Genomic DNA, 14480 nt, shown 5'->3' with positions numbered 1-14480 from the left:
CGGGGCACCGCCGTGGTGTACCTCTTCGGCATGCCGGGGACCGGCGGGATGGGCGATCACATGCGCTCCGGAGCCGTGACGCCGAGCATGCCCAGACCGTTGGCGATCACCTGGCGAGTGGCCTGACACAGTGCCAGGCGCGCGGCGTGCAGTTCGTTCGGCGCCTCGTCGCCTTGAGGCAGCACTCGGCAGGAGTCGTAGAAGCGGTGGTAGTCACCGGCCAGATCCTCGAGGTAGCGCGAGATGCGGTGCGGTTCGCGCAGCGACGCAGCGGTTTTGAGCACGCGGGGGAACTCCCCGAGGTTGCGGATCAGCGTGCCTTCCTTGTCGTGGTTCAGCAGCTGAAGGTTCGCGGTGTCGGGCACGACGCCCAGTTCGGCAGCATTGCGGGCTAGGGCGGACAGCCGGGCGTGCGCGTATTGCACGTAGTAGACCGGGTTTTCGTTGGATGCCGATGACCACAGTTCGAGGTCGATGTCGATCGGGCTGTCGACCGAGGACCGGATCAGCGAGTACCGGGCGGCGTCGACGCCGATGGCCTCGACCAGGTCGTCGAGCGTGATCACCGTGCCTGCCCGCTTGCTCATCCGGACAGGTTGACCGTCGCGGACCAGGTTGACCATCTGGCCGATCAGCACCTCGACCGTGGCCGGGTCCTCCCCCAGCGCAGCCGCGACCGCCTTGAGTCGGGCGATGTAGCCGTGATGGTCGGCGCCGAGCATGTAGATACACAGGTCGAATCCGCGCTCGCGCTTGTCGAGGTAGTAGGCGATGTCGGCGGCAATGTAGGCCGGTGCACCGTCGCGCTTGATGACGACGCGGTCCTTGTCGTCACCGAAGTCGGTGGTGCGCAACCAGATTGCATCATCCTTCTCGTAAATGCTGCCGGCGTCGCGGAGCCGCGCGATCGCCTGCTCGACGCGGCCCGAGGTGTGCATCGAATCTTCATGCGTGTAGACGTCGAAGTCGGTGCCGAAGTCGTGCAGGGACTGCTTGATGTGGGTGAACATGAGGTCGACGCCGATGGCGCGGAACGTCTCGCGCATCTCGACGTCGGGCAGGCCGAGCGCATCGGGTTCCTTGGCGAGCACAGCGGCGGCGATGTCTTTGATGTAGTCACCCGCATAGCCGTCGTCGGGAGTCGGTTCACCCTTGGCCGCTGCGATCAGCGAGTTGGTGAACCGGTCGATCTGCGCGCCATGGTCGTTGAAGTAGTACTCGCGTACGACTCGCGCGCCCTGGGTCGACAACAGCCTGCCGAGCGCGTCGCCGACCGCGGCCCACCGGGTGCCGCCGATGTGTATCGGTCCGGTCGGGTTGGCCGAGACGAACTCGAGGTTGATGTGCTGGCCGCCGAGCGCATCGGAGTGGCCGTAATCGGCCCCGGCCGCCAGGACGTCGGTGACGATGACGTTCTGTGCCGACGCCTCGAGGCGCAGGTTGACGAATCCGGGGCCGGCGACGTCGGCGGCGGCGATGCCATCTTGTTCGGCCAGCGCGGTGGCCAGCCAGCCGGCCAGCTCCCGCGGGTTGGCGCCGACCTTCTTGCCGACCTGAAGCGCCAAGTTGGTGGCATAGTCGCCGTGGTCGGGGTTGCGCGGACGTTCGACGGTGACCGTTTCCGGCAGCGCTGACGCGTCGAGTCCATGCTCGGCCAGCACCGCGGCGGCGGTGGTCTTGAGCAGGTCGGCCAGATCGGCGGGGGTCACGAGGGTCCATCCTATGGTCTTCGGTGGTCAGCCCCCGAATCCGTTCCCGGTGCTCTGGATGCGTTAGGCTGTGCAGGCCCATCGGCGCCGCTTCTTGTGCGCCCCCGTAGCTCAGGGGATAGAGCGTCTGCCTCCGGAGCAGAAGGCCGCAGGTTCGAATCCTGCCGGGGGCACCACAGTTGTCGCAGTTCAGAGCCTGTTTCCTCCCTGACCCGCCGCCGTCGTGCTATCTCCGTGCTGGCCGCGCCGTGATCCGGGGCTGTTTTTCGCCCCGGTGACGCCAAGTCCGAAATGGCCCCGCATCAAGTCGGAACCGCCGAGCCTCGGGAGCGTGCGCACTTTCCGTTGTCGGCCCAGGTAGGAGCATTCCTGCCCTATAGGCCAGTGAAAAACGGGCCCAACAGATACGAACGAGAGCCGAAGCAGCCTTCGATGCACTCAGTCGATACCTGGCTCCCGCTTGGTGTGCGACGAAGCCGACGGGCTTCGCACCAGAAGGGCGCCCGCCAGCAGGACACCACCGGCAATCGCAACGGGCACACCCCAAGCCTCGCGGAAAGTAGCCGCCGCCTTGCAGTCACCCACAAAATCGGTTGCGGTTCGGCCGTACTGCGTCGCATTCTGTCGGTCCATAGGCGCCGCGTATTCGTTGAGCTTCAGCGAGAACGGTTGGCCGCATCGGACCTCCCGCACGCTTACCGGGTCGTCGATGTTGATCGGCAGCAGCAGGCCCAGGCAGCCAGCCACAAGCCCAACCGCGCCGACTAGGACAAGGAACGAGCGCAATCTCATGTGACACTTCTCCTTTGGTCGGGAAGATACTGGCCTTCCTTGTCGAGGCGCCAAGCAATTGTGACGCCGGTCGACGATGGCTTGTGGTGTGGGTGCTGACGCCATGGTCGGGCACTGTATGACCGCGCACCGACATCCGGCGGTGGACGCGACGGCGCCTCGAGCGAAGTTCTCGGCTGCTCTGGCGAATCCGTGTTCGAAGGCAACCGGAGGGAGCATCAGTCACCCGAATGTCGGCGCACGGCCCTACCCTGCCCGTGTGGGGGACTTCGGCTCTCTATACGACGCCCTGGACGGTGACCCGCAAAGGCGTGGCCGCCAGTTCGAGCACATCTGCAAGTGGTTTCTCGAGAACGACCCGGTCTACCGCCATGAGCTTCGCCGGGTGTGGCTGTGGTCTGAGTGGCACGGTCGGTGGGGCGGCGACGCCGGCATCGACCTTGTCGCCGAGGACCGCAACGGGACGTTGTGGGCGATCCAGGCCAAGGCATACGACCCGAAGTACCGCGTCAGCAGGAAGGACATCGACCGTTTCCTGGCCGAGTCCGGCCGGGCGGTGTTCGGCTACCGAATGCTCATCGCCACCACGGACCTCATCGACCGCATCGGCGAGCGCACGATCAACGACCAGGAGAAGCGGGTCACCTTCTTCCGGCTCAACGACTTGCGCACCGCCAGCGTGGACTGGCCGAAGTCGCCCGGGCTGCTGCGCCCGCCCCGGCCGCACAAGCCGGCCAGGCCGCGCCGGCATCAGCAGCAGGCGGTGCGGGCCGTGGTCAAGGGGTTCGAGGATGCCGACCGGGGCCAACTGGTCATGGCGTGTGGGACCGGCAAAACTTTGACGGCCCTGTTCATCACCGAGAAGCTCGAGGCCAAACGGACTCTCGTTCTGGTGCCGTCGTTGTCACTGCTGAAGCAGACCCTGAACGTGTGGCGGGCTAACTGCTCGCAGGAGTTCGCCTCTCTGCCGGTCTGTTCCGACGACACCGTGTCTGCCGCCAAGGACGCCCCGATCTCGCACACCAGCGACCTCGGGGTGCCGGTGACCACCGACCCGGAGGCCATCGCCGCCTTTCTCCGACAGAGGTCAAGCCCCCGAGTCGTCTTCGCCACCTACCAGTCGTCTCCGCAGATCGCCAACGCGTTCACGCTCGGACGGGTTCCCGCGTTCGACCTGGTGATCGCCGATGAGGCCCACCGCTGCGCAGGGCCGGCGTCATCGGACTTCGCCACCGTGCTCAACCCGGATGAGATCAGGGCCGGACGACGCTTGTTCATGACCGCCACGCCGCGCTACTTCACCGGCCGGGTGCTCAGGGCCGGCCAGGAGGCCGACTACGAAGTCGTCTCGATGGACGACGAGTCGCATTTCGGTCCCGTGTTCCACCGGCTCACGTTCGGGGAAGCCATCGAGCGTGACCTGCTCACCGACTACCAAGTCGTCGTCGTGGGTGTCGATGACGACACCTACCGGCAGTGGGCGGAGCGCGGGGTGTTCGTGACGCGGGACGGCAAGACGGTCACCGACGCCCGGACCTTGGCCGGCCAGATTGGGCTGGCGAAGGCGATGAGGAAGTACGACCTGCGCCGGGTCATCTCGTTCCACTCGCGGGTGAGCCGCGCCCGCGAGTTCGCCGCCGAGATGCCCGAAGTGATCGACTGGATGCCGGCCCGGCAGCGACCGAAGGGCAAGCTATGGTCGCGCTTCGCCTCCGGTGAAATGCCTGCCGGCGACCGCTACGTGCTGCTCCAGCACCTAGGCCGCCTGGACAACGGCGATCGGGGCCTGCTGTCGAACGCTCGTTGTCTCGCCGAGGGGGTGGATGTGCCGACGCTGGACGGCGTCGCGTTCAACGACCCGCGTCGATCCGAGGTGGACATCGTCCAGGCCATTGGCCGGGCGATCCGCAAGTCCGAGGACAAGTCGGTCGGCACCATCGTCATCCCGGTGTTCATCGACACCATTGCCGACACCGAGACTGCCTTGGAGGACTCCGCGTTCAAGCCGGTGTGGGATGTCATCAAGGCTCTTCGTTCTCATGACGAGGACTTGGGCCGCCAACTTGATGAGTTGCGGCGGAAGATGGGGCGCACAGGTGGCGTACCGCGACTTCCGCCGAAGATACACATCGACATCCCCACGACTGTCGGCGCCGACTTCGCCCACGCCTTCGAGGCGCACCTAGTGGAGCGAACCACCCTTACCTGGGAGTTCTGGTACGGCCTGCTGGAGAGGTACGCCGCTGAGCATGGGCATACTCGGATACCAGCTCTTCAATGGTACGAGGGACTCCGGCTCGGGCAGTGGGTCGCTCAGCAGCGGTACCGCCAGAACAAAGGCGACCTCGATCACGACCGCAGCCGCCTTCTCGAAGTATTCCCCGACTGGACGTGGGACGCTGTCACCGACCAATGGGAGGAAGGATGCCGTCACCTTCAGGAGTACGTGCAACAGCATGGTGACGCCCTCGTACCGCAGTCATTCAGGTCCGCCGACGGACACAAACTCGGGCAATGGGTCACCATCCAGCGCACCGTCTATCGCGAAGGCGAGATGAGCAAGGCACGTCAGGTACGCCTCGAGGCGCTACCTGGTTGGTCATGGGAACCCCGACAATCACGTTTTGAGACGGGGTACCGCCGGCTTCGAGAGCACGCGGAAGTTCACGGCACCACACGGCTAGTGCGAACCTACGTTGACCCTTCAGATGGCTACAGGCTTGGGATGTGGGCGCACCATCAACGCGCATCATTCGCTCGAGGTCGGCTGAGCCGTGAACGGATTGCGCGATTGGACGCATTGCCTGGCTGGGTGTGGGACGTACACGATGCCTCGTGGGAGGACAGCTACCGCAGACTTGCGGAGTATGCGGCGGTACACGGCCACTCCACACCGACAAAGTCATCGAGTTCCGACGGCCACCGACTCGGTGCTTGGGTGAACCAGCAACGCACCCTTTACAACAAGGGCAAGCTGCGAGCCGACTTCGCAGCGCGCTTAGAGGCGCTCCCCGGGTGGGTGTGGGCCGTCAACGACACCAAGTGGGAAGAAGGTTTCCGCCACCTTGTGGACTACAGAGATAAGCATGGCACCGCGCTGGTCCCTGCTAGATACCAACACTGCGGCTACCCGCTCGGTTCCTGGGTCGGCAAGCAGCGCGAGGCCTACCGAGCGGGAACTCTTAGCGCCGAAAGGGTGCGACGGTTGGCGGGCATACCCGATTGGTCATGGGACCCCCACGGTGAACAGTGGGAGCGGACGTTCGCCCTGCTTGAGAAGTACGTCGCCGAACACGGCACGTCACGCGTTCCGCAAGGCTACGTCGCTGAAGGCGTTCAACTCGGGGCCTGGCTAGGAACGCAGCGAACCAAGTACGCCGAGGGCCAGCTATACCCCGAGCGTCAGCGCCGGCTCGAAAGGTTGCCGAAGTGGACGTGGACCTATTCCCGCGATTTGTGGGAGGAGCGGTTCTCTGTGCTGGAGAAGTTCGCCGCCCGCGAGGGCCACGCGAGGGTGCCGCAGAAGCACATCGAAGACGGCATAGCACTCGGCAGGTGGGTGAGCATCCAGAGACGCAACGCAAAGCACAACGTCATCACTCCGGAACGGCGGAAGCGGCTAGAGGCGCTGCCTGGTTGGGCATGGCACCTCAGTCCGCGGTCATAAGATTCCCTCATGCCTGATCAGGTTTGCTCAACGGCCCGCTGCGCCAACCTGGCCGCGTTCACTACACGCAGTAGGCCGGCGTGGTGCACCGATTGCCTGGACGAGATTCTTCTGAAGGCTGGACTGATGGCGGCGGAGTCGTTCAAAGGATCCAAAGCCTGGTGGTTGACAACCTGCGTCACCTGCGGGGTGGAGGCTCACTACAGGCTTGAATACGTCCTCGGCAACAACGCCAAAGGAGAGAAGACTTGCCGAGCATGCCATTGGAATCCTTTGCCCGCCGCCCGGCGCCTTGCGGAGGAGGCCAGCCAGCATTTCGGCATGCCCCGTGGGTGGTCCCGTGAACGCATCAAGGCCGCTGTCGAAGACAACGGCTACGAACTGGTTGGAATGACCTCTGAACTGACGGGCGATGCCGGCCACAGCACGACGGTCGTCCGGTGCGTGAAGTGCGGGCGAATCAGCGTTCAGCGACTGGGCGACATCGGTTGGGGGTGCAACTGTTCGCGCAACCAGAATCGCTCCAGCTACGGCGGCAGGAAGGCGCGACCTGAACTGTTGAAAGACTCCGAGTCCGACCTGCTCGAGTGGTGGGACCACGAACGCAACACGGAAGCGGACTTCGACACAGTCACCCTGCGAGCAACCCGCGTATGTCACTGGAGGTGCCCGGCGTGCGGGAACCGCTTCGCCGAAAAGGTCAGCACGATGGCGACCCGAGGCGGAGTCTCTCGATGCGCTCGGTGCGAAGTTGAGTGGGAGAACAATTGGCGGGCAGAGAAAGCGCGTTGGAAGCGCACCCCGGTCGCGGACGTACCTAACTTGGCCAACGCGTGGGCCGACGACGCCGACCCCCGCCACGTTACTGTCGTCGGCAGGGGTTTGGAGGCTTACCGCTTCAAGTGCCCCAACGGCCACACACCAAGGGTGAGGCCGATGCTCTTCTTGAACAGCGGCTGCCCCTATTGCCGAGCCAACGACTCGGCGAAAAAGAATCGGCACTACCTTGCCTACGCTGATCCCGAGGTCATATCGCAGTGGCACCCAACTTACAACGGGAGGCTCACGCCTGAAACTGTCGTGTGGAACTCTAAGCGCAACGTCTGGTGGCGGGCAGACTGCTGCGGCCATGAGTGGCAAGAGCCCGTCAGGAACCGAAACAAATACCAGCGTTGGCGCTGCCCTCAATGCCGCACCATCTTGGACTCATTGGCCTGGCACGACCCCGGCCTGGCCGCGGAATGGAGTCCGGCTAATCCGGTCACCGCGTGGCAAGTACGCCCGACCGCCTCAACGACATTCGTTCCGCAATGGGTGTGCGCCACCAACCCTAAGCACGTCTGGGCCGCGCCGCTGGGAAGCCGAAGCTACGGGGCCGAATGCCCCGAATGTCGCCAGACCGGCAAGTCACGTGTTGAGCAAGACCATCACACCGCCGCCACCAGAATCTTCGGCAACGCACGTTCCGGAGTACTGCTGCGCGACAAGGTATTCGCATCGCGGCCAGTGTGGTCAGTCGATATTCTTGTCGAGGTTGGCGAGCGCAGGGTGGTAATCGAATACGACGGTTCCTACTGGCATTCCGCACCGGCCAAGCGACTCGTAGACGAGCGCAAGAGTCGCGATCTGCTCGCTGCGGGATACGTCGTGGTCCGGCTACGCGAAGACGACCTACCTTCACTCGAAATCGCGGACAAGCACTATCGCGAGATACGGGTGTATTCCTCGGCGCCGCAACCGGATCAGATCATGGATCAGATACGGGTCTGGTCGAGCGACAACTGATTACGTCATGATTGACCGAGCCCGGTCACCCCGCTCGAACTCTCAATGCAGCACGTCGATGCCGCGGAGCGGTGGACAGGTGTGCGCCGCTATGTCAGCGCGCATCACGGTCAGCTACCTGGCGGGCAAGCTCGCTGAACCGCCAGTGCTTTCCGGGATACACCCCCGGCTCGAGGTGTGCATGGTGAAGATTGTTCATCTCCGCCGCCACCGCCGTAGGCGTGCGACTAAGTCTGCGGGCCAGAGCTTGAACCTCGGTGTGCGTAGCGTTGAGTTTGCCGTGCTGGCGGTAGAGGTCATCTACGGCGATCACGTCGGCCTCGGTCCAGGCCTGGCGGGTCAAGCCGTTGTTCTCGAAACTCCACCGCAGTGCCCGCGTCAGGGTGGACACATACCGCCGTTCGTAAAGTTTGCGCTCCTCTTGCGGCAGCTTGTTGCGCTGCCGTAGGACCGCGGAGGGATGCAGGGCGAACAGAAGAGCGGGGGCCTTCTCTATCTGCTTGTCCGGCGTTGTGAACGGCCAAGGTAGTTCTGGCGCTTCGGGATACAGAGTGCGCAAGGTGGTTGCCGCGATCTTCCCCAGGCAGATGACCAGCTTGGGTTGGATGGCATCGAGTTCGCCCTTCAGGCGGGGCTTTTCCTCGTCGATGTCCTGCTGCGTGAGTCGATAGCCGCTGGGTGGATGCCAATCGACGACATTGGTAGTGAACACTTCGTCTTTCCTCTTGCCGGCTTCCTTCAGTGCGCGGTCCAGCAACCGTCCACTACCGCCGTCAAACGGGATGCGCGACTTCTGACGACCGAGGCTTTCTCCAACGATGACCACAGGCGATCTTCGCGAGCCATTCCTATCCGCCGCGCTCTGGCGAGTCATCGGTCGTCCTCCTTCTTGCCAGAGCTGCTCTTCCGACGGCACTCGGCCCGCGGGGCAAGAATTGAAGCCGTCAGGCAGCAGAGGATTCGTCACTATTGAGGTACCGGTACACCGTGGCGCGGGACACCCCGAGCATCTTCGCGATGTCGGTGGCCGCGATTCCCTTCCCCCGCAAACTACGAGCCTTCGCGGCTTGGGCGTCGTCGATCTTTCGTGGGCGCCCACCTTTGCGCCCGTTGGCGGCGGCGGCCAAGAGCCCTGCGCGGGTGCGCTCGATCATTGTGTCGCGCTCGAGCTGGGCGAAGGCGGCCATGATTGTGAGCATCGCCTTGCCCATCGGTCCATCGGTGTGCAGGCCCTCGGTGAGGCTGCGGAACCCGATTCCTCGAGACGCGAGCTGGTCCACCACGGCGAGCACGTGCTGGGTGTTGCGTCCGAGGCGGTCTAACTTCCACACCGTGAGTACATCGCCTTCGCGGAGATGGTCGAGGCAGTCATCGAGATGTGGTCGGGATGCGGTCGCGCCGCTGACGTAGTCAGTAAAGACACGCTTCGCCCCAGCCTCAAGGAGGGCGTCAATCTGGAGCTGGGGATTTTGGTCGGTGGTGCTGACTCTCGCATACCCGATCACCACCATCGCCGACCGCTCCTGTCTCATAATCTCGTTGATCGCTGGGTTTTGATACTAGTGGTTATGAGACTGGGTTTCAAGACAATCGTGCGAGCCGTAGGGCCAGCAAGCGAGTCGCTGGTCCTGGCGCCGTCGCGTTCTCAACAACCCATCGTTTTCGAGACAGCCGGTCGGCGAAGAGTTCGTGCGCCAAGTCGTTGGACCGGATACCCGGCGTTCGGTAGCGTGCCTCGAAAAGTCGCGGCGACCACATTGGGGCTGTGTATCCCGAAGCGCCAGGGCGCCGATTTGAGCCTGCTAAGGGCGCGAAGCGTGGACCAAATGAGGGTTGCGTGTCCGCCCCGAAGATGCTGGACGAATTGGTCTAGGAGTCCACAACATGGCTCACTGGGGGCGACAATCTCCGAATGGCAATCAAGTCAGGGGCGTGGCACTACCGCTTTCGGATTGACTGGGCAGATCAACCGGGGCCAGCTGTTATCGACGACGACGGTTGGCGCATGAAGATTTTGGACGGCGGTGCGCTGCTCTTTGAAGGCAACCCGCCTCCGCCGCCACATTCCGAACCGCCAGGATCGCTGTTGTTGGGCCCGCACCGCTGGAACAGTATGAGGATCGCTTCGGTTAGCAGGATGCCGAAGCCAGTCATCCAATGCGAGAGCGCCCACGTCTGGCTGAAAGGTGAAAAGACATATAGGTCTGCCGATTACGAGATAGGTCTATCGGCTGGCGGCATGCTCATCCTCCGCGAGAAGCCGCCAGTGGATTGGCGTGAGCTCAGCCCATCATTTCTTGAGTATGTCCTGGTCGCGCCGCACGGCTGGAACCTTGTGAGAACTGCCTCCCTCGACAAACTGACGATTGATGGGAGCCACTGGTGCAGTCGCATGGCCCTCTGGTTTCCAGATGACGCTCCTCGAGTATTTGCCGAGGACAAATGCCGGTTGCGAGTCATCGATGGGGGCATGCTGCTCTTCCAGGCCGAGTCCGGTGATAGGGACTTCGTGATCGTTCACCCCCACGGCTGGTCCGCTGTCAAGGGCATGTTCGACTTCACGAAGTGAAGTCAACCGAGTGGGGACTTCCATGACTCCCACCGAGCGGCTGTTAACGATCCTGCTCCGTCGCGTGCCATTTGATGCATTCCACGGCAGTCCCTTTCAGGATTCGTCGGCATCGAATTGCCTCCACCGTATTGAGACGACCAGAGGTACTTGTCATAGGCATTCGCCTGCGTGGATCGCATAGCACCTTGGGCAGGTAGCCGGCGCAGCAGTACCGACCACGCCAGCCTGGCTCGGCGGGTCGGAGCGCGTGGGAGTCTCGACTCGCAGGAGTTTCAATTCTGGCTCGCCGACGGCCGTCAGAGCCCGGTCGATCGCCTGGCGCACCTCTGCAACGAACTCAGCTCTGCGCTCCGGTACAGCTACGTCGGGAAATCGCCAGGTTCGTAGCACCTGCTTGCCCGACGTGGAACTCAATGTCGGCTGATTTGGTGTCCAGCCAGTCGTCGAGCGTCGACAGCTCGTCGTCTGCTGCGTAATTCAGTGCCTGCGTTGCGAGCTGAGGTCCCACGTTCACGGCTACTCGGGACCTCAAGCGATACGTTGGCACCGTTCGGTGAGCGGTAGCCAATCCTCTTGGCGTGGCCCAAGTGAAACGTAGTCAGCCGGCCCCGTTGACCCGTCAAATCAGCTGCGGGAGAATCGAAATCATAAGCGAGCGCCCAACGGAAGACAGAATTGGTGTCGGGATCAACGTTCGATTCTCGAGTACAGATGGTTCGCGGCGAGGCCCAGGAGTAGGAATTAGTGCGGACAAGGATGGAGTTCCCGCATGCAACCTAGCGATCATGGGCGAGACATCTTGCGGCGGCTCATGTCGCGCGCTACACCGCCGGAAACTTCCATCGCTGAGATATTGAGCGCAACCGCTGATCACTACGGAGTTACTGTCGATGACCTGCGTGGACCGCAGAAGGACGACCGAAGGTTGGTGCAAGCCCGCCAAATCGCGATCTTCCTGTCCCGCAAGTGCACGGAGCTGTCCCTAGCCAGTATCTGCAAGTTGTTCGGTAGGGATCAGACCACCGTGGAGTACGCCGAGAAGAAGGTCGCAAAAGCAATCACCACCGACGGCGACTGGTCCGATGACGTCGAGGCGGTGATGCAGAGGATCAGACCACGCCAGCCACAGCACGGTATCAATCCTCTGGCGGAGCCCGATAACAACCAGTAGGACGATGGCATTACCCCGGGCCATTTGGAGCTATCCCGAAACGTGTTTCAGTTTTGGGATTGCTGGCTATTGGACCCAGTAGTGTCCGAAGGCGCTCGAGCTCGAGTGTTCCGGAATACGGTTAACTATGTGGCATTGCGCATGAACAATTTCGTTGGCGTGTCTAAATCCATACCAGTGGCGCGGCCAGTGGTAAGTGGTCGTGTCCCAATCCTCAAGGTTCCGCTAGGCCTCAGGAGATGACGTGATCGGACGACTTCCACTCGCTGTAATCGCGGCGTCTGCGATGACGCTGCCCTTCGCGCCTGCTGCGGTGGCCAACGATCGCCAGGCCGTCATCACCGAATCGGGCAAGGTGCGCTGCTATACGAACGCCACCGGAGGGGGCCATGGCGGCGGTTCCTCGGTGGTGTGCCAGCGCCGAGGCGGCGAGCCTTTCGCGCAGTCCCCGTACTCCGTGGAAGAGCGGTCGCGACTCAACCTCGCTGCTGTGAGCGAAAACGGCGACTTCTACTGGGATATCGGAAACATTCCGTGGTCGCAGGAGGCAATCGCGGACGACATCGTGTTGAAGTATGGCCAGACCTACCACGTCAATGGTTGGACGATCCTCTCCACGTTTGAGGGCACCCGGTTCACCAACGACCGCACCGGCCACGGCATGTTCGTAAGCGTCGATGACGTGTACGGCTTCTAACTTCAACCACTCTGCAGACATGCCTCTGAACGAGGGCCAGACATTCGCAGGCTATCGGATCATCCGGCTGCTGGGCGCTGGCGGTATGGGTGAGGTATATCTTGCTCAGCACCCGAGGCTGCCTCGTCATGACGCGCTGAAACTGCTGCCCAAAGAATGGTCAGACGACCCCGATTTCCGGTCCCGTTTCATTCGCGAGGCCGACCTCGCTTCCAAGCTGTGGCACCCGAACATCGTCGGCGTGCACGACCGCGGCGAAGCCGATGGGCAGCTCTGGATTGCGATGGACTTCGTTGACGGAAAAGACTTGGGAGAACTGCTCAATAAGAAATTTCCAGTTGGCATGCCGGTGGAGCACGTGGCCGCTATTGTCACGGCGGTCGCGAGCGCACTCGACTACGCCCACAGGCAGGGACTGCTGCATCGCGATATCAAACCGGCGAACATCATGCTCACCGACCCAGGGGACGATGGCGAACAGCGCGTACTGCTGACCGACTTTGGAATCGCGCGAACCCTCGACGACATCAGCGGGCTGACGGCAACCAACATGACCGTTGGCACCGTCGCTTACTCAGCACCCGAACAGCTCATGGGCGAAGACATTGATGGGCGCGCAGACCAGTACGCGCTCGCGGCCACTGCGTATCACCTGCTGACGGGCAGTCAGCTTTTCCCACACTCGAATCCCGCAGTCGTCATCAGCCGCCATCTGAACTTGTCCCCGCCGGCACTTTCAAACACCCGGCCAGACCTAGTCGAACTGGACCCAGTCTTAACCAAAGCACTCGCCAAGGAACCGGAGCACCGATTCGAGCGTGCTTCTGACTTCGCCCGCGCACTGGCGGGCAAGGCGCCCGAGCAGAGCGCATCCGCTCGCACCCAGAGCACCGCCAAATCGCCGCCTGCGATGGCCGATAGTCCTCGCCATGGGTCGACGACTGGGGGCCTCGAAAGGCATCCGCGGCCGAAACACCGCGGGCGGCAGACCGTCGCAATTGCGACCGTAGTGGCGACGGTGGTGGCCGTGGCGTTGCTCGCCTGGCAGCCTTGGGACGATGCCGACAAGACGGACGGTCCCTCCACCGTGTCTCCGACAGCGTTACCGTCCACTTCTTCGCTGCCCAATAGCATCCCACCTACTTCGGCACCACCGGCAGTTCTCCCGGATTCGATGCCCACCAACTCGGGCTGTCGCGGCGATCTCGTCACCCAACAAGACATTGAGCACAAATTCCTTGGACCGGTCCGCATCTTCCTCACGCTCTTCGGCTATGACAGAGTCAAGGACGGCTGCATCGCGGCAGTCACTGCATCCGGAAAAGTGCTGCCGCACATCAACATAGAAGTGGCGAGCCACTTCGGATTCCCCAGCCCCGCCACCGACGCAACGGGCAACACCTTCATCACGTACAACCCAGGCCGTTATGACGGGGTTCTTGTGCTCGTTCCGACCGCAGATGGCTTCGCCGACATTGAGTGGGACATAGAGAACGCGCATTATTCGGGCCGATTCGCCATCTACTACGCTGAACTCGTCGGCCCCGCCTCGGACGGTGAGTACACGATCCGCCGGTTCAATAACGACTGCACGCCTAATTGTGCCGGCGGGACTATCACCAGCAGGGACTTTCGTTGGAACGGCACGGACTACGTAGCGCTCGGTGCGCCAGTCCCCGTGAACGTCTCACCACCAAGTCCCGTCACGACATCTGAGGAGCCTTCATTAAATCTAGAACGGGCGTGCTCCGACCCAGAATGGCGCAACGCGAACGGCGCAGAGGGGGACCGTCTGTGCGGGGCGCCGAATCCCTACGGTTGATAAAGCCATGAGGAGCGGGCAGTGAAGCCGATTAGGTCTCAGATCATTTCTGAGTTTGGGGACAGGCGTTGCGAGCTTTTTCCTCGAGGAGTCGCGTAAATGGGACAGTCCCCTTGAGGACTAGAACGACTTTCGCGCGTGTTTTCGGCACACGTTCGCGCTCGATCGGCAACGGGCATGCTGGATGATGATCGCGCTCGTCGAAAGTCCTCAGGTGTGCTCGCCGAAATTCCTCACCTGTGAGCAGCGGTCAGTGTAGTTGTTG

At 62.7% G+C, this 14480-nt stretch carries 10 protein-coding genes and 1 tRNA gene; 7 read left to right on the top strand and 4 right to left on the bottom strand.

Annotation, left to right across the window (positions count from 1 at the left end; genetic code table 11):
* Window positions 1-56 precede the first annotated feature (56 nt).
* Complete coding sequence (gene argS / locus AU187_RS13240; protein WP_059100243.1) at window positions 57-1709, bottom strand: arginine--tRNA ligase; 1653 nt, start codon at window positions 1707-1709, stop codon at window positions 57-59.
* Between the two features lie 100 nt (window positions 1710-1809).
* Between argS and AU187_RS13235 the strand changes: the two genes are divergently transcribed.
* Window positions 1810-1885 (top strand) — tRNA-Arg (locus AU187_RS13235).
* A 262-nt stretch (window positions 1886-2147) separates the two neighbouring features.
* Here the strand turns inward: AU187_RS13235 and AU187_RS13230 are convergent.
* A complete protein-coding gene (locus AU187_RS13230; RefSeq protein ID WP_156442352.1) occupies window positions 2148-2501 on the bottom strand; it encodes a hypothetical protein in 354 nt (117 codons plus the stop codon).
* A gap of 259 nt (window positions 2502-2760) precedes the next feature.
* On the opposite strand from AU187_RS13230, the gene AU187_RS13225 reads away from it, so the two are divergent.
* Together AU187_RS13225 and AU187_RS13220 are read left to right on the top strand one after the other, a co-directional pair.
* Complete coding sequence (locus AU187_RS13225; RefSeq protein WP_082691823.1) at window positions 2761-6168, top strand: DEAD/DEAH box helicase; 3408 nt, start codon at window positions 2761-2763, stop codon at window positions 6166-6168.
* A gap of 9 nt (window positions 6169-6177) precedes the next feature.
* On the top strand, window positions 6178-7953 hold the full coding sequence (locus AU187_RS13220) for a zinc-ribbon domain-containing protein (RefSeq protein ID WP_059097776.1): 1776 nt from the start codon (window positions 6178-6180) through the stop codon (window positions 7951-7953).
* Window positions 7954-8047: 94 nt separating this feature from the next.
* Here AU187_RS13220 and AU187_RS13215 read toward each other — a convergent pair whose 3' ends face one another.
* Both AU187_RS13215 and AU187_RS13210 read right to left on the bottom strand, forming a co-directional pair.
* Window positions 8048-8827: a uracil-DNA glycosylase family protein gene (locus AU187_RS13215; protein ID WP_082683833.1), complete on the bottom strand. Its 780-nt coding sequence runs from the start codon at window positions 8825-8827 to the stop codon at window positions 8048-8050.
* Window positions 8828-8897: 70 nt separating this feature from the next.
* Entirely contained in the window at window positions 8898-9464 is a 567-nt protein-coding gene (locus tag AU187_RS13210; RefSeq protein WP_059098372.1) for a recombinase family protein, read from the bottom strand.
* A 401-nt stretch (window positions 9465-9865) separates the two neighbouring features.
* Between AU187_RS13210 and AU187_RS13205 the strand changes: the two genes are divergently transcribed.
* The 4 genes from AU187_RS13205 (at window position 9866) to AU187_RS25045 (ending at window position 14215) form a co-directional block, all read left to right on the top strand.
* Window positions 9866-10522: a hypothetical protein gene (locus AU187_RS13205; RefSeq protein ID WP_156425474.1), complete on the top strand. Its 657-nt coding sequence runs from the start codon at window positions 9866-9868 to the stop codon at window positions 10520-10522.
* A gap of 772 nt (window positions 10523-11294) precedes the next feature.
* Window positions 11295-11696: a helix-turn-helix domain-containing protein gene (locus tag AU187_RS25050; RefSeq protein WP_082683834.1), complete on the top strand. Its 402-nt coding sequence runs from the start codon at window positions 11295-11297 to the stop codon at window positions 11694-11696.
* A gap of 286 nt (window positions 11697-11982) precedes the next feature.
* Window positions 11983-12393, top strand: coding sequence for a hypothetical protein (locus tag AU187_RS13195; protein ID WP_059097780.1), 411 nt, complete (start codon window positions 11983-11985; stop codon window positions 12391-12393).
* Window positions 12394-12412: 19 nt separating this feature from the next.
* Entirely contained in the window at window positions 12413-14215 is a 1803-nt protein-coding gene (locus AU187_RS25045; protein WP_082683835.1) for a serine/threonine-protein kinase, read from the top strand.
* Window positions 14216-14480 lie beyond the last annotated feature (265 nt).

The organism is Mycobacterium sp. IS-1556 (genome assembly GCF_001499985.1).
In the GTDB taxonomy this organism is placed as follows: domain Bacteria; phylum Actinomycetota; class Actinomycetes; order Mycobacteriales; family Mycobacteriaceae; genus Mycobacterium.
Note: the sequence above shows the minus strand (reverse complement) of the source record. Positions and strands in the feature narration are given on the sequence as shown.